This is a genomic window from Streptomyces sp. NPDC060049 (assembly GCF_042736715.1).
Lineage (GTDB): Bacteria > Actinomycetota > Actinomycetes > Streptomycetales > Streptomycetaceae > Streptomyces.
In genome coordinates this window covers 33,235-57,277 of record NZ_JBHWVV010000013.1, presented here as the reverse complement: position 1 = coordinate 57,277, position 24,043 = coordinate 33,235, and the positions used below count along the sequence as shown (strand labels likewise).

At 72.6% G+C, this 24,043-nt stretch carries 18 protein-coding genes and 1 tRNA gene; 7 read left to right on the top strand and 12 right to left on the bottom strand.

Annotated features, from left to right (window positions below; genetic code table 11):
• Positions 1–34: 34 nt before the first annotated feature.
• The 4 genes from ACFWBY_RS24030 to ACFWBY_RS24015 form a co-directional block, all read right to left on the bottom strand.
• Entirely contained in the window at positions 35–1,735 is a 1,701-nt protein-coding gene (locus ACFWBY_RS24030; protein WP_385339535.1) for a DEAD/DEAH box helicase, read from the bottom strand.
• Between the two features lie 117 nt (positions 1,736–1,852).
• Positions 1,853–2,056 carry a cold-shock protein gene (locus ACFWBY_RS24025; protein WP_112447913.1) on the bottom strand — a complete coding sequence of 68 codons (204 nt, stop codon included), beginning with the start codon at positions 2,054–2,056 and terminating at the stop codon, positions 1,853–1,855.
• 390 nt (positions 2,057–2,446) lie between these two features.
• Positions 2,447–3,430, bottom strand: coding sequence for an acyl-CoA dehydrogenase family protein (locus tag ACFWBY_RS24020; RefSeq protein ID WP_385339538.1), 984 nt, complete (start codon positions 3,428–3,430; stop codon positions 2,447–2,449).
• Positions 3,430–4,575: an acyl-CoA dehydrogenase family protein gene (locus ACFWBY_RS24015; protein ID WP_385339541.1), complete on the bottom strand. Its 1,146-nt coding sequence runs from the start codon at positions 4,573–4,575 to the stop codon at positions 3,430–3,432. Before ACFWBY_RS24015 ends, ACFWBY_RS24020 begins: the two co-directional genes overlap by 1 nt.
• A gap of 163 nt (positions 4,576–4,738) precedes the next feature.
• Between ACFWBY_RS24015 and ACFWBY_RS24010 the strand changes: the two genes are divergently transcribed.
• The 3 genes from ACFWBY_RS24010 (at position 4,739) to ACFWBY_RS24000 (ending at position 7,357) form a co-directional block, all read left to right on the top strand.
• Complete coding sequence (locus ACFWBY_RS24010; protein WP_385339544.1) at positions 4,739–5,524, top strand: SDR family oxidoreductase; 786 nt, start codon at positions 4,739–4,741, stop codon at positions 5,522–5,524.
• A 70-nt stretch (positions 5,525–5,594) separates the two neighbouring features.
• Complete coding sequence (locus ACFWBY_RS24005) at positions 5,595–6,182, top strand: TetR/AcrR family transcriptional regulator (RefSeq protein WP_385339604.1); 588 nt, start codon at positions 5,595–5,597, stop codon at positions 6,180–6,182.
• Positions 6,183–6,199: 17 nt separating this feature from the next.
• Entirely contained in the window at positions 6,200–7,357 is a 1,158-nt protein-coding gene (locus tag ACFWBY_RS24000; protein ID WP_385339547.1) for an acetyl-CoA C-acetyltransferase, read from the top strand.
• Positions 7,358–7,430: 73 nt separating this feature from the next.
• Here ACFWBY_RS24000 and ACFWBY_RS23995 read toward each other — a convergent pair whose 3' ends face one another.
• Positions 7,431–7,937 carry a hypothetical protein gene (locus tag ACFWBY_RS23995; protein WP_385339550.1) on the bottom strand — a complete coding sequence of 169 codons (507 nt, stop codon included), beginning with the start codon at positions 7,935–7,937 and terminating at the stop codon, positions 7,431–7,433.
• A gap of 67 nt (positions 7,938–8,004) precedes the next feature.
• Between ACFWBY_RS23995 and ACFWBY_RS23990 the strand changes: the two genes are divergently transcribed.
• A tRNA-Val gene (locus ACFWBY_RS23990) sits at positions 8,005–8,079 on the top strand.
• 63 nt (positions 8,080–8,142) lie between these two features.
• Here ACFWBY_RS23990 and ACFWBY_RS23985 read toward each other — a convergent pair.
• Positions 8,143–8,874, bottom strand: coding sequence for an SDR family NAD(P)-dependent oxidoreductase (locus ACFWBY_RS23985; protein ID WP_385339553.1), 732 nt, complete (start codon positions 8,872–8,874; stop codon positions 8,143–8,145).
• A 192-nt stretch (positions 8,875–9,066) separates the two neighbouring features.
• Between ACFWBY_RS23985 and ACFWBY_RS23980 the strand changes: the two genes are divergently transcribed.
• The 3 genes from ACFWBY_RS23980 (at position 9,067) to ACFWBY_RS23970 (ending at position 11,075) form a co-directional block, all read left to right on the top strand.
• Complete coding sequence (locus tag ACFWBY_RS23980; RefSeq protein ID WP_385339556.1) at positions 9,067–9,696, top strand: PadR family transcriptional regulator; 630 nt, start codon at positions 9,067–9,069, stop codon at positions 9,694–9,696.
• 83 nt (positions 9,697–9,779) lie between these two features.
• Positions 9,780–10,514, top strand: a complete 735-nt coding sequence (locus ACFWBY_RS23975) for a VWA domain-containing protein (protein WP_385339559.1) — start codon at positions 9,780–9,782, stop codon at positions 10,512–10,514.
• 36 nt (positions 10,515–10,550) lie between these two features.
• On the top strand, positions 10,551–11,075 hold the full coding sequence (locus tag ACFWBY_RS23970) for a pyridoxamine 5'-phosphate oxidase family protein (RefSeq protein WP_385339562.1): 525 nt from the start codon (positions 10,551–10,553) through the stop codon (positions 11,073–11,075).
• Positions 11,076–11,104: 29 nt separating this feature from the next.
• Here the strand turns inward: ACFWBY_RS23970 and ACFWBY_RS23965 are convergent, their stop codons facing one another.
• The 6 genes from ACFWBY_RS23965 to ACFWBY_RS23940 all read right to left on the bottom strand — a co-directional run bounded on the left by ACFWBY_RS23965 (position 11,105) and on the right by ACFWBY_RS23940 (position 23,793).
• On the bottom strand, positions 11,105–12,430 hold the full coding sequence (locus ACFWBY_RS23965) for a DUF1906 domain-containing protein (RefSeq protein ID WP_385339565.1): 1,326 nt from the start codon (positions 12,428–12,430) through the stop codon (positions 11,105–11,107).
• A 465-nt stretch (positions 12,431–12,895) separates the two neighbouring features.
• On the bottom strand, positions 12,896–13,858 hold the full coding sequence (locus tag ACFWBY_RS23960) for an FAD binding domain-containing protein (RefSeq protein ID WP_385339568.1): 963 nt from the start codon (positions 13,856–13,858) through the stop codon (positions 12,896–12,898).
• On the bottom strand, positions 13,855–16,419 hold the full coding sequence (locus tag ACFWBY_RS23955) for a molybdopterin-dependent oxidoreductase (RefSeq protein WP_385339571.1): 2,565 nt from the start codon (positions 16,417–16,419) through the stop codon (positions 13,855–13,857). Before ACFWBY_RS23955 ends, ACFWBY_RS23960 begins: the two co-directional genes overlap by 4 nt.
• Before the next feature lie 269 nt (positions 16,420–16,688).
• Positions 16,689–18,149 (bottom strand): glutamate synthase subunit beta, encoded by a 1,461-nt coding sequence (locus tag ACFWBY_RS23950; RefSeq protein ID WP_385339574.1) that lies wholly within the window; start codon positions 18,147–18,149, stop codon positions 16,689–16,691.
• Positions 18,142–22,686, bottom strand: a complete 4,545-nt coding sequence (gltB, locus tag ACFWBY_RS23945; RefSeq protein WP_385339606.1) for a glutamate synthase large subunit — start codon at positions 22,684–22,686, stop codon at positions 18,142–18,144. The genes ACFWBY_RS23950 and gltB overlap by 8 nt, the downstream gene beginning before the upstream one ends.
• A 375-nt stretch (positions 22,687–23,061) precedes the next feature.
• Positions 23,062–23,793, bottom strand: coding sequence for a VIT1/CCC1 transporter family protein (locus ACFWBY_RS23940; RefSeq protein WP_385339577.1), 732 nt, complete (start codon positions 23,791–23,793; stop codon positions 23,062–23,064).
• Between the last annotated feature and the right edge of the window lie 250 nt (positions 23,794–24,043).

The following is a 24,043-nucleotide window of genomic DNA, read 5'->3' as shown; positions in this document are numbered from 1 at the left end:
CTGCCCGGCGCAGTGGTGCCTACTTCGTCACTGATCAGGCGGAACGGCGTCGGGCCTGGCCCGCGCCACCGACCCGGCTGCGGGCCGAAGCTGCGGCGGCGCCACCGGAGGTACCGCCTCCGGTGCGTCGGCCGCGCTCGCCGGAGCCGCCCGCGGCTCCGCCCTGACCGGCCTGGGCGCGGCGCGGCTGCCCGGACCCGGAGGCCGCGGACTGACCGGCGGCAGCGCCGCCGGCGCCGGCACGACGGCCGCGGCCACCGCCACCGGCGGCCGGAGCGGCGCCCGTACCGGAGCCCGTACGCGGACCGCCCGAACGGCGGCGCGCGCCGGAGCCCGAGCCCGAGCCGCCCTGGCCGGCGGAGCGCTGGCGCGGCGGAGTCGGCTGCGGCACGTCCAGCACGATCGGGATGCCCGAGGGCTCCTTGGCGCCGGTGATGCGTGCCAGTTCCTCGTCGGAGGACTTGATCTGAGCGGTGCGCGGGGAGATCCCGGCGTCCGACATCAGGCGGGTCATGTCGCGCTTCTGGTCCGGCAGGACCAGGGTGACGACACTGCCGGACTCGCCCGCGCGGGCGGTACGGCCGCCGCGGTGCAGGTAGTCCTTGTGGTCGACCGGCGGGTCCACGTTGACGACGAGGTCCAGGTCGTCGATGTGGATGCCGCGGGCGGCGACGTTGGTGGCGACCAACGCGGTGACCTCGCCCGTCTTGAACCAGTCCAGGGTCCGGTTGCGCTGGGGCTGCGAGCGCCCGCCGTGCAGGCCGGAGGCGCGGACGCCGTCCGCGAGGAGCTTCTTGACCATGCGGTCGACCCCGCGCTTGGTGTCGACGAACATGATCACCCGGCCGTCGCGGGCGGCTATACGCGTCGCCACGGCCTTCTTGTCGGTCTCGTCCATGACGTACAGGACGTGGTGCTCCATGGTGGTGACCGCACCGGCCGACGGGTCGACGGAGTGGCCGACCGGGTCGTGCAGGAACATCTTGACGAGTTTGTCGATGTTCTTGTCGAGGGTCGCCGAGAACAGCATGGTCTGGCCCTCGGGCTCGACCTGCTTGAGCAGCGCGGTGACCTGCGGCATGAAGCCCATGTCGGTCATCTGGTCGGCCTCGTCGAGGACCGTGATGGCGACCTGCGAGAGGTCGGCGTCACCGCGGTCGATGAGGTCCTTGAGGCGGCCCGGGGTGGCGACGAGCACCTCGGCGCCGCGGCGCAGGGCGCCGGACTGCCGGTTGATCGACATGCCGCCGACGACGGTCGCGATGCGCAGGTTGACGGACGTGGCGTACGGGGCCAGCGCGTCGGTGACCTGCTGCGCGAGCTCGCGGGTCGGTACGAGGACCAGCGCGAGCGGCTGCTTCGGCTGCGCGCGGCGGCCGCTGGTGCGGGCCAGCAGCGCCAGGCCGAAGGCCAGCGTCTTGCCGGAGCCGGTGCGGCCGCGGCCGAGCAGGTCGCGGCCGGCCAGCGAGTTCGGCAGGGTCGCGGCCTGGATCGGGAACGGCTCGGTGACGCCCTGGGCGGCGAGGGTCTTCAGCAGCGCCTCGGGCATGTCCATGTCCTCGAACGCGGCCACCGGCTCCAGGGCCGGGGTCAGCGGGTCGGGCATGGTGAATTCTTGGGGCCTGGCTACGGGGGCGGACTTCTGCCGTCCCGCACCAGCCTTCGGACGTCCCTGGGCCGCACCTCGGCCCCGGGTGGGGCGGCGGCTGGGTCGTGCGGAGCTGGAGCTGGTCATGCGAGAAAGCCCTCCTGAAACCGGCAGGTACTGCATACAAATGCTGCAAACGGGTCGAAACAGCAGACAAGCCGGGGCCCGCACCTACTCGGTGCGGACCCCGGCGTGCTGAATGCGTCAGGCAGGCAGGATGTTCTCGGCCTGCGGGCCCTTCTGGCCCTGGGTGACGTCGAAGGACACGCGCTGGCCCTCGTTGAGCTCACGGAAGCCCTGGGTGGCGATGTTCGAGTAGTGGGCGAAGACGTCCGGGCCGCCACCGTCCTGCTCGATGAAGCCGAAGCCCTTTTCCGAGTTGAACCACTTCACGGTGCCAAGTGCCATTTTTGAATCTCCTGAATAGGCGGCAAAGGGCCCCATCCGGAGATTCCGGCAAAACAATAAAAGCGCCTGTCGGAGCATTCCCGTCAGGCGCACATAAAGTTCATGGGTACCACAACTGCAACGAGCTCTAAGCTAGCACACGTCGGTCGGGGTGTGTCGCGGCGAGCGTGTGACCTCCGTCTTTCGCGGGTCCGGAGCGCGGTCCGCCCGCCCCCTCGGCGAGGGCCTGCCGGAACCCCGGAACCCTTGTCCCGCTTGAGTCGACGATGATCCGCAGCCCCTCCCGGGCGGCGCCCGCGACGTCCGGGCGGACCTCCTGCTCCCCGGTGTACGGATTCATCCGGACGGCGTAGCCCGGGGCGCACCGGGCGTCCGGGCCGCCTCCTTCACCTAGAGCCCGCGTCGCTGGAGCACCGCCGCCCGGCACTGCGAGGGCGTCCCCCACGCGTCGCGCAGCGGGCGGGCCTTGCGCAGCCACAGCGAGAGGTCGAGCTCCTCGGTGTAGCCGACCGCGCCGTGCAGCTGGAGCGCCGTCATGGCCGCCGCGTACGCCGCCTCGCCCGCGGTCAGCTTCGCCGCCGCGACCTCGTCCGGGGCGAGGGACAGTGCGGCCGCCCACAGCAGCGGCCGGGCGAACTCCAGGCCGATGAGGGTGTCGGCGAGCCGGTGCTTGACCGCCTGGAACCCGCCGATCGCGGTGCCGAACTGGGTGCGCTGCTTCGCGTAGTCCACCGTGCGTGCGAGCAGTGCCTCGCCGGTACCCAGGCACTGGGCCGCGGTCAGCAGCCGCGCCCAGTGCCCGGCGTCCCGCGCGGCCGCGGTGACGGCCGGGCCGGCCGCCAGCAGCTCGCCGCCACCGTCCGGCAGGGTCAGGCGCCGGGCGGGGTCGATGGAGGTGCGCGGCGGCGCGACGGCGGCGGACAGGCGCAGCTCCCCGGCCGGCGACACCGTGAAGAGGTGCGTGGCCGCGTCCCCGTCCAGGGCGTACGGCCCCCCGTCCGGCAGGGTCAGCGTGGCCGAGGACTCCCCCTCCGCAAGGGCGGGCAGGAACCGCTTGGCGAGCGTCTCGTCCCCGAGCCGGGCCAGGAGCACGGCGGCGGTCGCCGTCTCCACGACCGGGCCCGGCATCCCGGCCCGGCCCAACTCGACGAACCCGAGGGCCAGTTCCAGAGGGAGCGGGCCGGCTCCGCCGTAGGCCTCGTCCACCGCGAGCGCGAACAGGCCGCTTTGGGCGAGGCGCGTCCACAGCGCCCGGCCCGGAGCGTGGTCGCCCGCGCCCCAGGCCCGTACCGCCGCGGGGACGTCCGAGGCGCCGAGCAGGCGGTGCAGGGTGCGGGCGAAGTCCGTCTGCTCCTCGGTCGGCAGGAAGCGCATCAGCGGCGGCCCTTCGGGAGGCCGAGCAGCCGCTCGGCGATGATGTCGCGCTGGATCTCGTTGGTGCCCGCGTAGATGGGTCCGGCGAGGGAGAAGACCCACGGTTCGGCCCAGGCGCCGTCCGCGAGCTCCGCCTCGGGGCCGAGCAGGTCCAGGGCCGTCTCGTGCACGGCGATGTCGTATTGGGACCAGAACACCTTGTTCAGGCTGGACTCGGCGCCGATCGTCTCGCCGGCGGCGAAGCGGGAGGCGTTGGCCCAGGTGAACAGCTGGTAGGCGCGGGCGCCGACCACCGCGTCGGCGACCCGGTCGCGCAGCGCGGTGTCCGCCGGGTCGCCGGCGCCGTGCCACAGCTCGACGAGGCGGTCGGCGGCGGCGAGGAAGCGGCCCGGGGCGCGCAGGGTGAGTCCGCGTTCGTTGCCGGTGGTCGACATGGCGATGCGCCAGCCCTGCCCGGGCTCGCCGATCACGTCCGCGTCCGGGACGAAGACCTCGTCGAGGAAGAGCTCCGCGAAGGCGGGCTTGCCGTCGAGCCGGCCGATGGGCCGCACGGTGACGCCGGGGGCCCGCAGGTCGAACATCAGGTACGTGAGTCCCTGGTGCGGCTTGGGGGCGTGCGGGTCGGTGCGGAAGATGCCGAAGGCGCGGTCGGCGAAGGCGGCGCGGGAGGACCAGGTCTTCTGTCCGGAGAGCAGCCAGCCGCCGTCGGTGCGGACGGCCCTGGACCGGAGGGAGGCGAGGTCGGAGCCGGATTCCGGTTCGGACCAGGCCTGGGCCCAGATGGTCTCCCCGCTCGCCATGGAGGGCAGGACGCGGGCGCGCTGCTCGTCCGTCGCGTGGTCGAAGAGGGTGGGGGCGAGCAGGTTGATGCCGTTCTGGGAGACCCTGCCGGGCGCGCCCGCGGCCCAGTACTCCTCCTCGAAGACCAGCCAGTGCTCGATGCCGACGCCCCGGCCGCCGTGCTCCTCGGGCCAGGAGACCACCGACCAGCGATCGGCGTGCAGGAGCGCCTCCCACGCCCGGTGCGCGGTGAAGCCCTCCTCCGTCTCCAGGGAGGGCAGGGAGGTGGCGGGTACGTGGGCGGCCAGCCAGGCGCGCGCCTCGGCGCGGAAGGCCCGTACGTCCGGGGAGTGGTTCAGGTCCATCAGGTGTTCGCCTCCTTGATGGCGGGGCCCTTCACGGGCATCCGGCTTCCCCCCTTCAGAGGACAACCTTCCCTAACAAGTGTTTGGTAGGTTAACGTACGGCCATGAGCAGCGTCGAGGAGTTCCGCACGGGGCTTCGAAGTGGGCCGAAGGGGGTACCGGCGTGAACGCACCCGAGTACGTGTCCGGACACGGGCTGCTGGCCGGCCGGACGGCCGTCGTCACCGCCGCCGCCGGAGCCGGTATCGGCGGGGCCACCGCCCGCCGGTTCCTGGAGGAGGGCGCCCGCGTCCTCATCAGCGACGCCCACGCCCGGCGACTGAAGGAGAGCCAGGACGCGCTGGCCGCGGAGTTCGGCGCGGACCGCGTCGCCTCCCTGCCCTGCGACGTCACCGACGAGGAGCAGGTCCAGGCCCTCTTCGCGCTCGCCGAACGGACCCACGGCGGCCTCGACGTCGTCGTCAACAACGCGGGTCTCGGCGGGACGGCGCACCTCGTGGACATGACCGACGAGCAGTGGTCGCGGGTCCTCGACGTGACCCTGAACGGCACCTTCCGCTGCACGCGCGCCGCGATGCGCTCGATGCGGGCGGCCGGCACCGGACGGGGGGTCATCGTCAACAACTCCTCGGTCGTCGGCTGGCGCGCGCAGACGGGGCAGGCCCACTACGCCGCCGCCAAGGCGGCAGTGATGGCACTGACCCGCTGCGCGGCCCTGGAGGCGGCGGAGTTCGGCGTACGGATCAACGCGGTCGCGCCGAGCCTGGCCATGCACCCCCACCTGGTGAAGGTCACCAGCGAGGAGCTGCTCACCGAACTCACCTCCCGGGAGGCCTTCGGCCGCTACGCCGAGCCGTGGGAGGTCGCCAACGTCATCGTCTTCCTGGCCAGCGGCTACTCGTCGTACATGACGGGCGAGACCGTGTCGGTCAGCAGTCAGCACGCGTAAGCCGGTCCCGGCGTATGACCAGAATGGGAACGTGCCAACGAAGAAGCCGACACTCCAGAAGAAGCCCCAGATGACGGCGTCGCCCGAGCGCCGCCGCGAACTCCTCGACATCGCCGCCGAGGTCTTCGCCGCTCAGGGCTACAACGCCACCACCGTCCGCAAGATCGCCGACGCCGCCGGCATGCTCGCCGGCAGCCTCTACTACCACTTCGATTCCAAGGAATCGATGCTCGACGAGATCCTCTCCGCCTTCCTGACCGAGCTGTGGGAGGGGTACGACACCGTCCTCGCCGCCGGTCTCGGACCCCGCCAGACCATCGAGGCCCTCGTCACCGAATCGTTCCGGGAGATCGACCGGCACCGCGCCGCCGTCGCGATCTACCAGAAGGAATCCCGGCACCTGTCGGCCCAGCCGCGCTTCCACTACCTCTCCGACTCGCAGGTCAAGTTCGAGAAGGCATGGCTCGGGACGCTGGAGCGCGGGGTCGCCGCCGAGGTCTTCCGGGCCGACCTGGACATCCGCCTCACCTACCGCTTCGTACGCGACACGGTGTGGGTGGCGGCGTCCTGGTACCGGCCGGGCGGCCAGCACAGTCCCGAGGAGATCGCCCGCCAGTACCTCTCGATGGTGCTGGACGGCATCGCCACCCGCGCGTGAACACCTGAGGAGTTCTGATGCCCGAGGCCTACATAGTCGAAGCGGTGCGCACCCCCGTGGGCCGGCGCAAGGGAGGCCTGTCCGAGGTCCACCCGGCCGACCTGGGGGCGCACGTCCTCAAAGCCCTCGTCGAACGGTCCGGGATCGACCCGGCGGCCGTGGAGGACGTGGTGTTCGGCTGCCTCGACACGGTGGGACCGCAGGCGGGCGACATCGCGCGGACCGCCTGGCTGGCGGCCGGACTCCCCGAGGAGGTCCCGGGCGTCACCATCGACCGCCAGTGCGGATCGTCGCAGCAGGCGGTGCACTTCGCGGCGCAGGGCGTCATGTCCGGCACCCAGGACCTGGTGGTCGCGGGCGGCACCCAGAACATGTCGATGGTCCCGATCGCCTTCGCCTCGCGGCAGGCCGGGGAGCCGCTGGGCTTCACCGAGGGCCCGTACCTCGGTTCGGCGGGCTGGCGGGACCGGTACGGGGACTCCCCGATCAACCAGTTCTACGGCGCACAGCTGATCGCCGAGAAGTGGGGCATCACGCGCGAGGACATGGAGCGCTTCGCCCTGCGCTCCCACGAGCGGGCGCTGCGGGCCATCGACGAGGGCCGCTTCGAGCGGGAGACCGTGCCGTACGGCTCCGTGGCGGTGGACGAGGGTCCGCGCCGGGACACCACCCTGGAGAAGATGGCGCGCCTGAAGCCGGTCATGGAGGGCGGCACGATCACCGCGGCGGTCTCCTCGCAGGTCTCGGACGGCGCGGCGGCGATGCTGCTGGCCTCCGAGCGGGCGGTTCGGGAGCACGGCCTGCGCCCGCGCGCCCGCATCCACCACCTGTCGGTGCGCGGCGAGGACCCGATCCGCATGCTCTCGGCGCCCATCCCGGCCACGGCCTACGCCCTGAAGAAGACCGGCATGTCCCTCTCGGACATCGACCTGGTCGAGATCAACGAGGCCTTCGCCCCGGTGGTCCTGGCCTGGCTGAAGGAGACCGGCGCCGACCCGGAGCGGGTCAACGCCAATGGCGGCGCGATCGCGCTGGGCCACCCCCTGGGGGCGACGGGCGTCAAGTTGATGACGACGCTGCTGCACGAACTGGAACGCACCGGCGGCCGCTTCGGGCTGCAGACCATGTGCGAGGGCGGCGGACAGGCGAACGTCACCATCATCGAGCGGCTGTAGCCGGCGGGCCCGGGTCCTTTACCGGGGGCCGCTCCCCGGCCCCCGCGGTCCCGCGCGCCGGCGGGGTGGGGACTCAGCCCCGCCAGCGCCTGGACAGCCGGGTGAGGGAGACCGTCTGGGCCAGGACCAGGCCGCCGGTCAGCGCCTCCCAGTACACCGGCTCCGAGGGCCGCTCCCGCCCCCAGGTCCATGCCGGTCCGTGCGGGTCCACGAGGACCGGCCGTCCGGCCGGTCCTCCCGGCGGCATGCCCGTCGGGAGCGGCCCCAGGTCGCGGCCGGAATCCGTCCGCAGGTCCGGCCCGGCCTCGACGACCCGCTCGACCCTGCCGGAAGCGCGCAGCGCGTGGCCGTCCCAGGCGTTGGCGCCGCACAGCGCGATGAGCACCGCGCCGACCGCGAGCAGGGTCCGGTGTACGAAGCCGGCATCGGTGCCGTTCGGCAGCCCTGACACCAGGGCGAAGAGCGCCAGCATGACCGGCAGCCAGTGCGGCTGGGAGCCCCGCATGAGCAGCACGGCGGCGAACTCCGCGGAAAGGGCGAGGGAGTTGCGCACCAGCACACCCGGAACCGATATCGACATGAACACATCATGCCGGTGATATTCGCGTGCGCGGCCGCGGGGACGGCCCTTAAGATCCCGATCAAGGGCTGGGTCGTAGCACAGAGGCAGTGCGCCTACACGACATGGAGGAGGACGCCGGTTCGAATCCGGCCGCCCAGCCCCCTCGCTCCGCGCCGCACCACCGCGCCCGACCGCGTCCGGCGCCGGACCGCGAGCTCCGGACTCATCGCGCCGTCAGCCCTCCGTCGACGGTGAACTCCGCCCCCGTGATGTACGAGGACGCGTCCGAGCAGAGGAAGAGGACCAGCTCCGCGACCTCCTCGGGCCGCCCGATCCGCCCCAGCGGCACGTGCGACCAGTCCCGCCCGGCGACCGCCCCGCTGACCATCGGGGTGTCGATCGCCCCCGGATGCACCGAGTTGATCCTGATCCGGTCCCCGGCCAGGTCCAGCGCCGCCGACTTCGTCAGCCCGCGCAGCGCGAACTTGCTCGACCCGTAGGCCGCGTGGCCCGGGATGCCGGTCAGTCCGGCGGTCGAGGAGACGTTGACGATCGAGCCGCCTCCGCCGGCGCGCAGCAGCGGGGCCAGCGCCTGGATGCCGAGGAAGGGGCCGAGCAGGTTGACCCGCAGCAGGGTCTCGAAGTCTTCGAGGCCCTGCCGCTCGACGTGCGCCGTGCGCCATACCGCCGCGTTGTTGACGAGGGCCGAGACGGTGCCGAAGGCGCGCACGGCCTCGCGGACCACCTCCGCCCAGCTGTCGGCGTCGGCCACGTCGTGCCGGACGTAGAGCCCCCGGTCGCCGAGCGGGGCGGCGACCGCGCGGCCCTCCTCCTCCCGGATGTCGGTGACCACGACCCGCGCGCCGGCCCGCGCGCACATCCGCGCCTCGGCGGCGCCCTGACCGCGTCCGGCGCCGGTGATGACGACGACCTTGCCGTCGAGGGCGGCGGACACGGCTCAGCGCTCCCGTCGGGGGGTCGGGCCGACGGACCGGGCCTCGAAGGTCATCGAGAACTCCACGGAGATCCTCCAAGCCGTGTAGGAGCACGGCACGCGATGGGCGATGTGCTTCGAACAGGAATACTTCTAGCAGGCATGCCTTTTCAGGGGAAGGCCGCCTCGGAGACCGGTCGTAGACTGCGCTGCGTGGCGAACCAGGCGGCAGACGAGACGAACGAGCGCGCGCTCCCCGCGACCGGCTGGGCGGTGCTCGGGCTGCTGTCCTTCGGAGAGGAGCTCTCCGGCTACGACCTGAAGAAGTGGTCGGACCGGTCGCTGCGCTTCTTCTACTGGAGCCCGTCCTTCAGCCAGATCTACAGCGAGCTCAAGCGGCTGGAGAAGGTTGGCTACGCCTCCTCGCGGATGGTCGCCCAGGAGACCGGCACCCGCGACAAGCGGGTGTACCGGATCACCGGCGAAGGCATGGCGGCCGTACGGCAATGGGCGCGCGAAGCGCCCGTCGACCCGCCGGTCCTCAAGCACGGGCCGATGCTGCGGCTGTGGCTCGGCCACCTGCTGGAGCCGGAGCAGATGCGCGAAGTCCTCGTACAGCACCAGGAGTTCGCGGAGGAGATGCGCCGGCGCGCGGTGGCCGACGCGGACGCGGCCCAGGACGAGGCCTCATGGGCGTACCCGGCGCTCACCCTCAAGTGGGCGGAGCGCTACTACACCTCCGAGCGCGAGCTCGCGGCCGCCATGCTCGACGACATCGAGGCACTGGCCGCGGACCGGGACCCGGACGCCGGGGCCGGCGCCTCCGGCAAGCGCCGCCCCTAGGCCGGCGGAAGGAGAGCAGCGGCGCTCTCCCGGCGGGTCGGCGGGGCGGTCGGGCCGGCGGGTGCTGCCGTACCCTCGGGCCCATGACGGGGACGGGCAGTGCGGTAGACCTCCGCAAGATCGAGGAGAGCGCGCCGGCTCTGGTGAACCTCTACAAGGAGGCCGGGCACTCGCTGCGCAAACACGGCATGGCGGGCGGTCGCGCTGCGGTCTACCTGGTCCTGGACCACTCCGGGTCGATGCGCCCGTACTACGAGGACGGCAGCGTGCAGGCCCTCGCGGACAGGGTGCTGGGGCTCTCGGCGCACCTGGACGACAACGCCCGCGTGCCGGTCGTGTTCTTCTCCACGGAGGTCGACGCGGTGGAGGAGATCTCCCTCGCGGGCCACGAGGGGCGGGTCGCCGCGATTGCCGCCGGGCTCGGCCACATGGGCAAGACGGCCTACCACGCGGCGATGGACGCGGTGATCGACCACTACCTGGATTCGGGCACGGCCGCGCCCGCGCTCGTCGTCTTCCAGACCGACGGCGGGCCCGTCAACAAGCTCGCCGCCGAGAGGTACCTGTGCAAGGCGGCGCGGCTGCCGCTCTTCTGGCAGTTCGTCGGCTTCGGGAACACGCGCAGCTCACAGTTCGACTTCCTGCGACGGCTCGACGAACTGCCCGTCCCGGCCAAACGGGCCGTGGACAACGCCGGCTACTTCCACGCCGGTCTCGACCCCCGGACCGTCGCGGACGCGGAGCTCTACGACCGGCTGGTCGGGGAGTTCCCGGCGTGGCTGGCCGACGCCCGGGCGGCGGGCATCGTGCGCGCCTGAGCGACGCCCGTCGCCACCTCGCGCTTTGATGGACGCATGACGACGAACAACTGGGCCGCGTTCGAGAAGGCGGAGCCGGACTTCGCGGCGGCCGTCAAGGCTCGCTTCGCACAGTTCCCGCACCACGTCCTCGCGACCCTGCGCAAAGACGGCTCGCCCCGCGCGACCGGGCTGAATGTCGACATCCGCGGCGGTGAACTGTGGCTGGGCATGATGCCGGGCTCGATGAAGGGCAAGGACCTGCGGCGCGACCCGCGCTTCTCCCTGCACACGAATCCGGGCGAGGGCGAGACCATGCCCGACGGCGACGTACGGATCTCCGGGCGCGCCGTGGAGATCGTGGAACAGCCCGAGCTCCACCGGTACGCGGAGGAGACCGAGTCCCCGCACCCCTTCGACCTCTTCCGCTCCGACCTGACGGAGGTCGTCCACGTCGGCGTCGAGGGCAACGACCTCGTCGTGCGCTCGTGGACCCCGGAGCACGGCCTGCGCACCCAGCGCCGGGGCGATGACGACGAGCCGGTCCGCGAGGAGCCGGCGGCTGACGGGCTGACGGGCTGACGGGGGAACCGGCCGCCCCGGGGACCGTACTAGCCGAGGGCCGGGCGGCCCTTCTTGGGAGTCTGGACGCCGACGTCCACCCAGTTCCGGTCGATGTTGATCGTCACGTCGCCGTACGTGGCGTCGTGGTCCCCCCGGAACTGGTGGGCCCGGCGCGCCCCGGCCCACTGGCGGGTCCCCGCGGGCAGTCCGAGGTCTGCGTCGGTGACGGACGCCGCACCGTTCCAGCGGGCCACCCACAGCACGTCGGGCATGGCGTCGGGGGCCTGGGCGTAGTGGGCGCTCAGCGCCTTGGCCCCGGAGCTGGCCGCGACGTAGGCGGCCGCCCGGTAGCCCAGCTCGTGCAGGCGGACCGTCCAGGCGGTGAGGTAGGCGACGACCGGGGCGTCCCAGGTGGCCCGGTCCGTGTAGTTCTCCAGGTCGTTGTAGAGGACCGTGCCCTCGGCCAGCCCCAGGGACCCGGCCGCCTGGGCGGCGCCGTCGGCGGCGGCCATGCCCTGCTCGTTGGCCTCGGAGGGGTCGGTGGACAGGCCGGTGGACGCGCTGTGCCAGGGCTGGGGGCCGACCCAGATCGGCATCAGGTGCCAGCCCGCCCCGGTCTGCCGGCTCACCCACTCGGCGGTGAGCTGCGGCTGGGCGCAGGCGCGGGCGCGCCCGCCGATGTACACGCCGACCGCACCGAAGGGGGAATCGGCCCGCCATGCGTTCATGGCCTTCTGGGTGGGGGCGGTACAGGCGTCGAAGCCCTCGCCGGTGAAGGGCTCCTGGACGGCGCTGCGGGGACCCCCGCCGACGGCGACGGCCGGCTGGACGGCGGCCGGGCCGGGGCCCGGGGCCGCGGGCGGTGCGAGCGCGCGGGCCCGGGCGAGTACCCCCCGTACCGACTCGGGCGTGGTCCCGTAGGAGACGGTGGCCATCAGCCCGGCGCGGCGCAGGGCGTAGCGGATCTCGTTGCTGTCTCCGCGGACCTTGGGCAGGGGGTCGCCCCCGTCCCCGCCGACGGTCGGGATGTCGGCGCGCGGCGGGGCCCCGTCGAGGGGTTCCAGGTGCAGGGTGTCGGCGCGCGGGGCGGCCGCGCGGGCGGCCGCGCATTCGCCCTGGGTGCCGGCGTGCCCGAGGTAGAGGGTGGGGAGGTCGAGCCGCAGGCAGGCTTCCGGGTTCCGGTCGAGGTCGACGACCCGCCAGCCGGCGGGGACGGTGAGCCGCAGCCCGCGGTAGTCGACCGTAGGGCCGTCGTGGGCGCGGGCTCCGCCGGTCCCGCCGTCGCCGGCGGGGGCTTCGCCGGTTCCGAGGGGGACGGGGGCGAGCAGGGCGGCGCCCAGCAAGCAGCTCAACATCATCTGAGAGGGCAGCATGTGACCCACTGTTACCAGACGGCGGGGCGCCTCCTCGGAGGGGAGAAGCCCCGCGACTGGCCCGTCCGGCCCAGCGGCCGTCCCCGACCCGGCGCGGCCACCACCGTGCGGGCGCGCTCGGGCAGCGCCCCGGCCCGGGGCGGAACGCGCGCCGCGGCGCGGTCGCCGCGACGCCCGTACCAGTGCGGCCAGGACCCGCGGATCACGCGGGGAGTCCAGCCGGGCCACGGCGGGCCGGTCGTGCGCACCGAGCGGCGCGACGAGCGGGAGCAGGGACTCCCGCAGCCCCTTCGGCGGGCGTCACCCTGACGAGCGAATCGACCTCGGCCCCGTCGAGGCGGGCGGTGAGCTCGGCGATCCGCGGCTGCTGGTCACCTCCGACCACGGCGGCGGTGCCGAGGCCGTTTTCCAGAACGCCGGGCCGCTCGACGACGTCGGCGGCCCGGGTCGGCGTCGGCCGGCGACCTAACCGTCAGCGAGCGGGGCGGCGGCCTGTTCCAGGACCTCCAGGACCGTGTCGCGCAACAGCGTGGCCTTGTAGGCGGTCTGCGGCAGCGGCCGGCAGCGGGCGAGTACCGTCGCGGCCGCCGCGGCGAGGGCCGCGGGGGTGGCCTCCCGGCCGATCAGGGCGGCCTCGACCTCCGTCAGCCGCAGCGGAACCCGCGCCACCCCGCCCGCCGCGACGGCGGCGTGCGTGACGGTGGACCCGTCCAGGGCGAGCCGGGCGGTGGCCTCGACCAGGGGCCATTCGGCGTGGGCCCGGCTGGTGGCCCGGTGGCAGGCGGCGCGTTCGCCCGGCAGGGACGGCGGCAACAGGATCGCGGTGAGGATGCGGTCCGGCGCCAGCAGGTGATCGGCGTGGTGGAGCCGGTCGCCGTCCCCGTACAAGGCGGCCACGGTGCGCGGCGGTTCCCCGTGGATCTCGGCCTCGGCGTCGTAGGTGAGCAGGGCCATCGCGAGGGTCGACGGGTGCGGGGTGACGCAGGGGCCGTCGCCGCTGACCACGCCGAAGTGGTGGTCGCCCTCGCGCGCGGGGCAGCCGGCGCCGCCCTTCTGGAGGCAGCTGAAGTGTGGATTGCGGAAGTACCAACAGCGGTTGCGCTGGAGCAGGTTGCCGCCCAGGGTGCCGACGGTGCGGATCTGCGGGGTCGCCGCGGTCCCGGCCGACACCGCCAGGGCCGGCCAGCCGGCGCGCACCACCGGATCGGAGGCCAGCGCGGCGAGCGTGGTCAGGGCGCCGATCCGCAACCCGCCACCGGGCAGCGGTGTGCGGCCACGCAGGTCGCCGGCGGCGTCGAGGTCGGTGAACGGCCCCGGGGAGACGCCGCTGCGCTGTCGGGCGGTGGTGTCGGTGCCCCCGGCGCGCAGCTCGCCGCCGCGGGCCAGGACGGCGGCCGAGAGGTCGGTGAGAGTGGTCTCGGTGCTCACGTACCCAGTCCTTCCAGGAGCCGGTCGGGTCGGATGGGCATGTCGTAGGGTCGCCAACCGGTCGCGTCGTGTACCGCGTTGGCCAGGCAGGCCGCGGTGGGCAGGGTGGCGATCTCGCCGAGGCCGACACCGCCGCCGGGGACGTGTTCGAAGCCCTCCTGGTGGAAGTGGATGGTGATCTCGGGGGTGTCGCCGATGCCCGGGATGCGGTAGTCCTCCAGGTTGTCGGTCAGCACCCGACCCGTGGCCGGGTCGACGCGCCGCTCCTCGAACAGGGCGTAGCCGACGCCCTGGACGACGGCGCCCTCGCACTGGCTCCGGGCGAGGCGGTCCTCGTGGATGCGGCCCGCGGCGATACCGCTCCACACGCGCAGCGGGCGGATCCGGCCGAGCCGCGTGTCCACCTCGACCTCGGCGACCTGCACCGATCCGGTGAAGCCGCGGCCGATCGCCACGCCCCCCATGGTCAGGTTGAAGGGGGTCACGAAGCCCCGGCGGTCGCGGGGGCGCCGGCCCGTCACCCGTACGCCGTGCGCCCCGTCGAGCCGGGCGGCCACGTCACCGCCGCCGAGCGCGTCGCGCAGCCGGTCGGCGGCGTCCGCGGCGGCGGGCGCGAGGGAGGGCGTGGTGCGGCTGCCGCCGGAGGTGGGGCCGTGAACGGCATCACTTCGGCCGACCTCGGCGCGCACCCGGCCTTCCGGCACGCCGAGTCCTTCGGCGACGGCCCGGCGCAGCACGGTGCGCGAGCCCGTGCCCATGTCCTGCACGGCGCAGCGGGCGACGACGACCCCGTCCTCGACGGTGAGCTCGACCTCGGTGACGGGATCGAGGAAGTACAGCCAGTTGGCCGCCGCGACGCCGACGCCGCGGCGGAACCGCCCGGTGCCGCCACGGGGGCCGGACCAGACCGGAAGGGCGGCGGCCCGGTCGTACAGGGCGTGCCGCTTGGGGTTGCCGTCCCAGCGGCGGCGCAGTGCGATGGGGTCCCGGCCGAGCCGGTGGGCCATCTCGTCGACGGCCTGCTCCAGGGCCCAGCACATCGTGGGTCCGCCCGGGCCGCGGAACGGGGCGCCCGGAGGCCGGTGGGTGAGCGTGTCGAAGTCGCGGAGCCGGCGCGGGGCCTTGCCGTACATGAACCGGGCCAGCGCCGCCACGGTGCCGCCCACCGCGACCCCGCCGTCGGTGTCCACGTCCATGGCCAGCGCGCTCAGATCGCCCGCGGCGTCCGCGGCCATCGCCAGCCGGATCCGGGTGCCGGGCCGGTATCCGCCGTCGATGAGCTCCTCGTCCCGGTCCAGCACCACCCGCACCGGGGCGCCGTGCAGCCGGGCCAGCTCCGCCGCGGCGACGATGTCGGAGGTCAGCCCCATCTTGCAGCCGAAGCCGCCGCCCACGTGGACGGCCCGCGCCACCACCCGGTCGACGGGCACGCCGAAGCGTTCGGCGGCGAGCTCGGCCACCTGCTTGACCGACTGCGTGGAGACCTCGAGGTGGAGGGTGCCGTCGACCCACCGGGCCAGGCAGGCGTGCGGTTCGAGCGGGGTATGGGTCTGCGCGGCGGTCGTGAACACGCCCTCGACCACCCGCTCGGGGCTGCTGCCGCGGGCCTCGGTGATGCGGCGCACGGCCGTGGCGGGCCGCTTGCTCATGGCGGAGGGGCCCCGCAGGTTGCCGCGCCAGCGGGCGGGCACCAGCTGGGGGGTCTCGCCGGACCCGGGCGCCCGCTTGCGCGCCTCCTTGTCCTCGTAGACCAGCGGGCCCTCGCCGGCCCGGGCGCGGTTCGCGTCGAGGGCGGCCGGCAGTACCTCGTAGTCCACCCTGACCCGCGCCGCGGCCGCCCGCGCGGAGGCCCGGTCGGGCGCCGCGACTGCGGCCACCGGCTGGCCGACGTACCGCACCACGCCGTCGGGAGGCAGCAGCGGCACCAGAGGGAGGTCTCCGGCCTCCAGCGACCGTACGTGCGCGTGCGCGTGCGGCGAGCGGATGATCACCCCTTCCAGCAGCCCCTCGGCCCGCTGGTCGGTGGTGTACCTGGCCGATCCGTCGATCTTCTCGGGGGCCTCTGCGCGCGGGACCGCCTCCCCGCCGGCCGGCGCCGTGTCGTAGTCGCCCGCGCAGGCGGCGGCCACCGCGCTGAAGATCCCCTCGTACGCTCCGCAGCGGCACAGGTGGCCCGCCAGCGCGTCGGCCATCTGGTCCCGCCCCGGCCGGGTGCGGCCGTGCGCGGCCCGCCAGCGTTCGAAGAACGCCGCCGCCTCGACCACGAACCCGGGGGTGCAGTAGCCGCACTGGAGGGCGTCCTCGCCGGCGAAGGCCCGTCCCACCGGGTGGCCGGACAGGCCCTCCACCGTCGTCACCCGCCGACCGGCCAGCCGGGCCGCCGGCGTCAGGCACGACACCCGGGGCTCACCGTCGACCTGGATGGTGCAGGCCCCGCACACCCCGCCCGCGCAGACCAGTTTGGTGCCCGTCAGGCCCAACCGGTCGCGCACCACCTCGACGGCGGCCGGGTCGTCCTCCACGTCCACCGCGTACCGGGTGCCATTGACCTCGAACTCCACGAGACGTACTCCTCAGCGTGGGGTGGCGACCGCAGAGCCTCGCGCGCCCGCCTTCACCCCCCTTGATATCCCGCTCCCGCCCCCGGCGCAGTTCGGCACCCGTCCGGCACCGCCCGAAGGAGCACCGGACGCGCCTCACGCCCCCAAACGCCACCGCGCCCGCCACCCCTGGTCGGGGACGTGGCGGGCGCGGTGTCGGAGTGCCGCACTTCGTTGTGCGGACCGTATGAGGGGTCCTCCCGGAGGAGGGGTACTACCGGTACCGCGTGTTACACCGTGATCGAGCGGTCCGTCGGCTTGACCGGGTACGGGAGGGCGCTGGTGCCGGTCAGGAAGCGGTCCACGCCGCGGGCGGCCGAGCGGCCTTCCGCGATGGCCCAGACGATCAGCGACTGGCCGCGACCGGCGTCGCCGGCGACGAAGACGCCGTCGACGTTGGTCGCGTACGAGGCGTCGCGCTCGATGTTGCCGCGCGCGTCCATCGCCAGGCCGAACTGCGCGACCAGGCCGTTCTCCTGGTCCGTGCCGGTGAAGCCCATCGCCAGGGTGACCAGCTGCGCGGGGAGGACGCGCTCGGTGCCGGGCTTCTGGGTGAGCTTGCCGTCGACGAACTCGACCTCGACCAGGTGGAGTTCCTGGACGTTGCCGTCCTCGTCGCCCGCGAAGTGGGTGGTGGAGACGGAGTAGATCCGCTCGCCGCCCTCCTCGTGGGCCGAGGTGACCTTGTACAGCATGGGGAACGTCGGCCAGGGCTGGTTGGCGTTGCGGTCCTCGCCGGGCTTCGGCATGATCTCCAGCTGCGTGACCGAGGCCGCGCCCTGGCGGTGGGCGGTGCCCACGCAGTCGGCGCCGGTGTCCCCGCCGCCGATGACGACCACGTGCTTGCCCTCGGCCGTGATGGGGGGCGCCATGAAGTCGCCCTCCTGGACCTTGTTCGCGAGGGGGAGGTACTCCATCGCGAAGTGGATGCCCTTGAGTTCGCGGCCCGGGACCGGGAGGTCGCGGGAGACCGTGGCGCCCGCCGCGATGACCACCGCGTCGAACCGCTTGCGCAGGCCGGTGGCCGTGACGTCGCGGCCGACCTCGACGCCGGTACGGAACTTGGTGCCCTCCGCGCGCATCTGCTCGATGCGGCGGTTGATGTGCACCTTCTCCATCTTGAACTCGGGGATGCCGTAGCGCAGCAGGCCGCCGACGCGGTCGGCGCGCTCGTACACCACGACGGTGTGCCCGGCCCGGGTCAGCTGCTGGGCCGCGGCGAGACCCGCCGGGCCGGAGCCGATGACCGCGGCCGTCTTGCCGGACAGGCGCTCCGGCGGCTGCGGGGTGACGTCGCCGTTGTCCCACGCCTTGTCGATGATCGAGACTTCGACGTTCTTGATCGTGACGGCCGGCTGGTTGATGCCCAGCACACAGGCGGACTCGCACGGCGCCGGGCACAGCCGCCCGGTGAACTCCGGGAAGTTGTTCGTCGCGTGCAGGCGCTCGGAGGCGGCGGTCCAGTCCTCGCGGTACGCGAAGTCGTTCCACTCGGGGATCAGGTTTCCGAGCGGGCACCCGTTGTGGCAGAACGGGATGCCGCAGTCCATGCAGCGGCCGGCCTGCTTGCTGATGATCGGGAGCAGCGAGCCCGGAACGTAGACCTCGTTCCAGTCCTTCAGCCGTTCGGCCACCGGACGGGTGCAGGCGGTCTCGCGCGGGGTGGTGAGGAAGCCCTTCGGGTCAGCCATTGGTCGCCGCCTCCATCATCTTCTCAGTGGTCTCGGACTCGGAGAGTCCGGCCAGCTCAGCGGCGTCCTTGGCGGCGAGCACTGCCTTGTAGGTGGTCGGGATGATCTTGCTGAAGCGGTCCGCCGCGGCGGTCCAGTCAGCCAGGAGCCTCGCGGCCACGGTCGAGCCGGTCTCCTCCTCGTGGCGGCGCACCACGTCGTGCAGCCACTGCTTGTCGGCGTCGGAGGGGGTTTCGACCGCGCCGGCGTTGCCGACGTTGACGTTGTCCGCGTCGAGGTCGATGACGTACGCGACGCCGCCCGACATGCCGGCCGCGAAGTTGCGGCCCGTCTCGCCGAGGACGACCGCCGTGCCGCCGGTCATGTACTCGCAGCCGTGGTCGCCCACGCCTTCCGAGACGACCAGGGCGCCGGAGTTGCGGACGCAGAAGCGCTCGCCGGTGCGGCCGCGCAGGAAGAGCTCGCCGCCGGTGGCGCCGTAGCCGATCGTGTTGCCCGCGATGGTCGAGTACTCGGCCAGGTGGTCGGCGCCGCGGTCCGGACGGACGATGACACGGCCGCCGGAGAGGCCCTTGCCGACGTAGTCGTTGGCGTCGCCTTCCAGGCGGAGGGTGACCCCCCTCGGCAGGAAGGCTCCGAAGGACTGGCCGGCGGAGCCGGTGAAGGTCAGGTCGATGGTGTCGTCGGGCAGGCCCGCGCCGCCGAACCTCTTCGTGACCTCGTGGCCGAGCATGGTGCCGACCGTCCGGTTGATGTTGCGGATCGCGACCTGGGCGCGGACGGGCTGGGCCGTCTGCGCGGAGTCGGCGTTCAGCGCCTCGGCGGCGAGTTCGATGAGCTCGTTGTCGAGTGCCTTCTCCAGGCCGTGGTCCTGCTCGACCAGGGCGTGGCGGACCGCGCCGTCGGGCAGCTCCGGCACGTAGAAGAGCGGCTCCAGGTCGAGACCCTGCGCCTTCCAGTGCGTGACGGCCTTGCTCGTGTCGAGGAGCTCGGCGTGGCCGACGGCCTCCTCGATCGTGCGGAAGCCCAGCTCGGCGAGGATCTCGCGCACCTCCTCCGCGATGAACTCGAAGAAGTTGACGACGAACTCGGGCTTGCCGGAGAAGCGCTCGCGCAGGACCGGGTTCTGGGTGGCGATGCCGACCGGGCAGGTGTCCAGGTGGCAGACGCGCATCATGACGCAGCCGGAGACGACGAGCGGCGCGGTCGCGAAACCGAACTCCTCGGCGCCGAGCAGCGCGGCGATGACGACGTCGCGGCCGGTCTTGAGCTGGCCGTCCGTCTGGACCACGATGCGGTCGCGCAGACCGTTGAGCAGCAGCGTCTGCTGGGTCTCGGCGAGGCCGAGCTCCCAGGGGCCGCCCGCGTGCTTCAGGGACGTCAGCGGGGAGGCGCCCGTACCGCCGTCGTGGCCGGAGATGAGGACGACGTCCGCGTGGGCCTTGGAGACACCCGCGGCGACCGTGCCGACACCGACCTCGGAGACCAGCTTCACGTGGATGCGGGCCGCCGGGTTGGCGTTCTTGAGGTCGTGGATCAGCTGAGCCAGGTCCTCGATGGAGTAGATGTCGTGGTGCGGCGGCGGGGAGATCAGACCGACACCCGGGGTGGAGTGACGGGTCTTGGCGACCCACGGGTAGACCTTGTGGCCGGGCAGCTGGCCGCCCTCGCCGGGCTTGGCGCCCTGCGCCATCTTGATCTGGATGTCGTCCGCGTTGACCAGGTATTCGCTCGTGACACCGAAGCGGCCGGAGGCGACCTGCTTGATGGAGGAGCGTCGCGCCGGGTCGTACAGGCGGTCCGGGTCCTCGCCGCCCTCGCCGGTGTTGGACTTGGCGCCCAGCTGGTTCATGGCGACGGCGAGGGTCTCGTGCGCCTCCTTGGAGATGGAGCCGTACGACATGGCGCCGGTGGAGAAGCGCTTGACGATGTCGGCGACCGACTCGACCTCGTCGAGGGAGATCGACGGGCGGTCCTCGCTCTTGAAGCCGAAGAGGCCGCGCAGCGTCATGAGGCGCTCGGACTGCTCGTTCACCCGGTCGGTGTACTGCTTGAAGATGTCGTACCGGCGGTTGCGGGTGGCGTGCTGGAGGCGGAAGACCGTGTCCGGGTCGAACAGGTGCGGCTCGCCCTCGCGGCGCCACTGGTACTCACCGCCGATCTCCAGCGCGCGGTGCGTGGCCGCGATGCCGGAGGCCGGGTACGCCTTGGCGTGGCGCGCGGCCACCTCCTGGGCGATGACGTCCAGGCCGGCGCCGCCGATCTTGGTGGCGGTGCCCTCGAAGTACGCCTGGACGAACTCCTCGTTCAGGCCGACGGCCTCGAAGACCTGGGCGCCGCGGTAGGAGGCGACGGTGGAGATGCCCATCTTGGACATGACCTTCAGGACGCCCTTGCCGAGCGCGTAGATCAGGTTCTTGATGGCCTGCTCCGGCTCCAGGCCGGACAGGAAGGTACCGGCGCGCAGCAGGTCCTCGACGGACTCCATGGCGAGGTACGGGTTGACCGCGGCGGCGCCGTAGCCGATGAGCAGCGCGACGTGGTGGACCTCGCGGACGTCGCCGGCCTCGACCAGCAGGCCCACCTGGGTGCGCTGCTTGGTGGCGATGAGGTGGTGGTGCACGGCGGAGGTGAGCAACAGCGACGGGATCGGCGCGTGCTCGGCGTCGGAGTGACGGTCCGAGAGGACGATCAGGTGCGCGCCGTTCTCGATGGCCGCGTCGACCTCGCCGCGGATCTCCTCGAGGCGGGCGGCCAGCGCCTCGCCGCCGCCCGAGACCCGGTACAGGCCCGAGAGGGTGGCGGCCTTCATGCCCGGCATGTCGCCGTCGGCGTTGACGTGTATCAGCTTGGCGAGCTCGTCGTTGTCGATCACCGGGAACGGCAGCGTGACGCTGCGGCAGGACGCGGAGGTCGGCTCCAGCAGGTTGCCCTGCGGGCCGAGCGAGGAGAGCAGCGAGGTGACGAGCTCCTCGCGGATGGCGTCCAGCGGCGGGTTGGTGACCTGCGCGAAGAGCTGCGTGAAGTAGTCGAAGAGCAGCCGGGGGCGCTCGGACAGGGCCGCGATCGGGGAGTCCGTGCCCATGGAGCCGAGCGGTTCGCCCGCGGTGCGGGCCATCGGCGCGAGGATGACCCGGAGCTCTTCCTCGGTGTAGCCGAAGGTCTGCTGGCGGCGGGTGACCGAGGCGTGGGTGTGGACGATGTGCTCGCGCTCGGGCAGATCCGTCAGCTCGATCTCGCCGGTTTCCAGCCATTCGGCGTAGGGGTGCTCGGCGGCCAGCGCGTCCTTGATCTCGTCGTCTTCGATGATCCGCTTCTGGGCGGTGTCGACGAGGAACATCTTGCCGGGCTGCAGGCGGCCCTTGCGGACGACCTTGGCCGGGTCGATGTCCAGGACGCCGACCTCGGAGGAGAGCACGACGAAGTCGTCGTCGGTGACCCAGTAGCGGCCGGGGCGCAGGCCGTTGCGGTCGAGGACCGCGCCGACCTGGGTGCCGTCGGTGAAGGTGACGCAGGCGGGGCCGTCCCACGGCTCCATCTGCGTGGAGTGGTACTTGTAGAACGCGCGGCGGGCCGGAGCCATGGAGGTGTGGTTCTCCCACGCCTCCGGGATCATCATCAGCACGCTGTGCGGCAGGGAGCGGCCGCCGAGGTGGAGCAGCTCCAAGACCTCGTCGAAGGAGGCGGAGTCGGAGGCGTCCGGGGTGCAGATCGGGAAGATCCGCTCCAGCGCGCCCTCGCCGAAGAGGCCGGAGGCCAGCTGGGACTCGCGGGCCCGCATCCAGTTCCGGTTGCCCTTGACCGTGTTGATCTCGCCGTTGTGCGCGACGAAGCGGTACGGGTGGGCGAGCGGCCACGACGGGAAGGTGTTCGTCGAGAACCGGGAGTGGACCAGGGCGATCGCGGAGGCGAAGCGGCGGTCGGAGAGGTCCGGGAAGAAGGGCTCGAGCTGGCCGGTGGTCAGCATGCCCTTGTAGACGATGGTGCGGGCGGAGAGCGACGGGAAGTAGACCCCGGTCTCGCGCTCGGCGCGCTTGCGCAGGACGAAGGCCTTGCGGTCCAGCTCGATGCCGCTCGCCGCTCCGCCGGTGACGAAGAGCTGCGAGAAGGCCGGCATGGTGGCGCGGGCGCCGTTGCCGAGCAGGTCCGGGGTGACCGGTACCTCGCGCCAGCCGAGGACCGTGAGGTTCTCCTGGGCGGCGATGGCCTCGATCTGCTCCACGGCGACGGCCTGTGCGGTGCCGTCGGCGGGGAGGAAGGCGATGCCGACGGCGTAGGCGCCGGCGGCGGGAAGGTCGAAACCGGTCACCTCGCGCAGGAACGCGTCCGGGACCTGGGAGAGGATGCCGGCGCCGTCGCCCGAGTCGGGCTCGGAGCCGGTGGCGCCTCGGTGCTCGAGGTTCCGCAATACGGTCAGCGCCTGCTCGACCAGCGTGTGGCTGGCCTCGCCGGTGAGGTTGGCCACGAAGCCGACGCCACAGGCGTCGTGCTCGTTGCGCGGGTCGTACATGCCCTGCTGGGCGGGGCGACCGTCCATGGGCGACCAGGCGGTGTTGCTGAGGCCGGTCGCGGAGTGCGTGGATGCGGAACGCATCGGCTCTCCCGTCGTCGTCGTGGCATATGTGCATAGCCGAGGGACGACGTTGGCCCTCTGCGAAATTTCGTGCAGATTACATGATGACGACTATCCCGAGAAGCGGATATGCCATTCCAGCATGCGGACACTGCTCGAAGCAGACAAGAAGGGACTTCCGTAGGGTGCCCGGCGATCGGGGCACGGGACGAAGGTCCCGGGGTGGGCGGGCCTCATTGCCGGCGCCCTGCTGTTGATGCCCGGCGGACATGGGATCGAAACCGCCGAGTAACCGACTACTTATGTTGCCTACTGCATAGTGTCTCACTCCCTGCGCGGTCAGCCTACGGCTCCGCCGATCCAGGTTCCCAGGATGTACGTCACACCCGCGGCCGCGCCACCCAGGACCAGCTGGCGCAGCCCGCTGTACCACCAGGACCGGGCCGTGACCCGGGAGACGACCGCGCCGCAGGCGAAGAGCCCCGCCAGCGCCAGCAGCACCGCGGGCCACAGGGTGGCGGCACCGAGCAGGTACGGCAGTACGGGGACCAGCGCGCCCAGCGCGAAGGCTCCGAAGGAGGACACGGCGGCGACCATCGGCGACGGCAGGTCGTCGGGGTCGATCCCGAGCTCCTCGCGGGCGTGGATCTCCAGCGCCTGCTCCGGGTCGCGGGAGAGCTGCACGGCCACCTCGCGGGCCAGCGCCGGCTCGACGCCGCGCGAGACGTACAGCTCGGCCAGCTCCTCCATCTCGTCGACCGGGTGCTTGCGCAACTGCTGACGCTCTATGTCGAGTTCCGCGAGGACGAGCTCGCGCTGCGAGGCGACCGAGGTGTATTCGCCGGCCGCCATGGAGAAGGCACCGGCGGCGAGGCCGGCCAGGCCCGTGACCACGATGACGTGCGGGGCGACCGCGCCGCCGGCCACACCGGTCATCAGCGCGAGGTTGGAGACGAGCCCGTCCATCGCACCGAAGACCGCCGGGCGCAGCCATCCGCCGTTGACGTCGCGGTGGGTGTGGTTGTCGCGGTGTGCGGTGTGCAGCGGTGCTTGGACATCGATGATGGACATGCCGGCCTTCTCCCCTTTTGTACGAGTGGGTACGCAGAAGTACGCCACGCGCGACGCGCAGGCACCCACTCCCCCTGAACACCTCGAAACTACGCACGAATTTCGGCGCCCGCCAGCAAGGAAGGCCGTACTTACCTGGGGTTTTGGGGATCGGCGACCGGGTGACGGCGGAGCGGGCGGGGTGTTTCGCGACGAGCGACAAACCACATGCCATGGCACAAATCCCCCAAGGGCTCAATATGGGTCCCAT

What these genes read in the sequence shown, in the direction of transcription:
- ACFWBY_RS24025 (WP_112447913.1), bottom strand. Translation starts at nt 2,056, where the DNA reads ATGGCACTTGGCACCGTGAAGTGGTTCAACTCGGAAAAGGGCTTCGGC.
- ACFWBY_RS23995 (WP_385339550.1), bottom strand. Translation starts at nt 7,937, where the DNA reads ATGTCGATATCGGTTCCGGGTGTGCTGGTGCGCAACTCCCTCGCCCTT.
- ACFWBY_RS24020 (WP_385339538.1), bottom strand. Translation starts at nt 3,430, where the DNA reads ATGCGCTTCCTGCCGACCGAGGAGCAGACGGACTTCGCCCGCACCCTG.
- ACFWBY_RS23975 (WP_385339559.1), top strand. Translation starts at nt 9,780, where the DNA reads ATGACGGGGACGGGCAGTGCGGTAGACCTCCGCAAGATCGAGGAGAGC.
- ACFWBY_RS23970 (WP_385339562.1), top strand. Translation starts at nt 10,551, where the DNA reads ATGACGACGAACAACTGGGCCGCGTTCGAGAAGGCGGAGCCGGACTTC.
- ACFWBY_RS24030 (WP_385339535.1), bottom strand. Translation starts at nt 1,735, where the DNA reads ATGACCAGCTCCAGCTCCGCACGACCCAGCCGCCGCCCCACCCGGGGC.
- ACFWBY_RS24000 (WP_385339547.1), top strand. Translation starts at nt 6,200, where the DNA reads ATGCCCGAGGCCTACATAGTCGAAGCGGTGCGCACCCCCGTGGGCCGG.
- ACFWBY_RS23965 (WP_385339565.1), bottom strand. Translation starts at nt 12,430, where the DNA reads ATGCTGCCCTCTCAGATGATGTTGAGCTGCTTGCTGGGCGCCGCCCTG.
- ACFWBY_RS23940 (WP_385339577.1), bottom strand. Translation starts at nt 23,793, where the DNA reads ATGTCCATCATCGATGTCCAAGCACCGCTGCACACCGCACACCGCGAC.
- ACFWBY_RS24005 (WP_385339604.1), top strand. Translation starts at nt 5,595, where the DNA reads ATGACGGCGTCGCCCGAGCGCCGCCGCGAACTCCTCGACATCGCCGCC.
- gltB (WP_385339606.1), bottom strand. Translation starts at nt 22,686, where the DNA reads ATGGACGGTCGCCCCGCCCAGCAGGGCATGTACGACCCGCGCAACGAG.
- ACFWBY_RS24015 (WP_385339541.1), bottom strand. Translation starts at nt 4,575, where the DNA reads ATGGACCTGAACCACTCCCCGGACGTACGGGCCTTCCGCGCCGAGGCG.
- ACFWBY_RS23950 (WP_385339574.1), bottom strand. Translation starts at nt 18,149, where the DNA reads ATGGCTGACCCGAAGGGCTTCCTCACCACCCCGCGCGAGACCGCCTGC.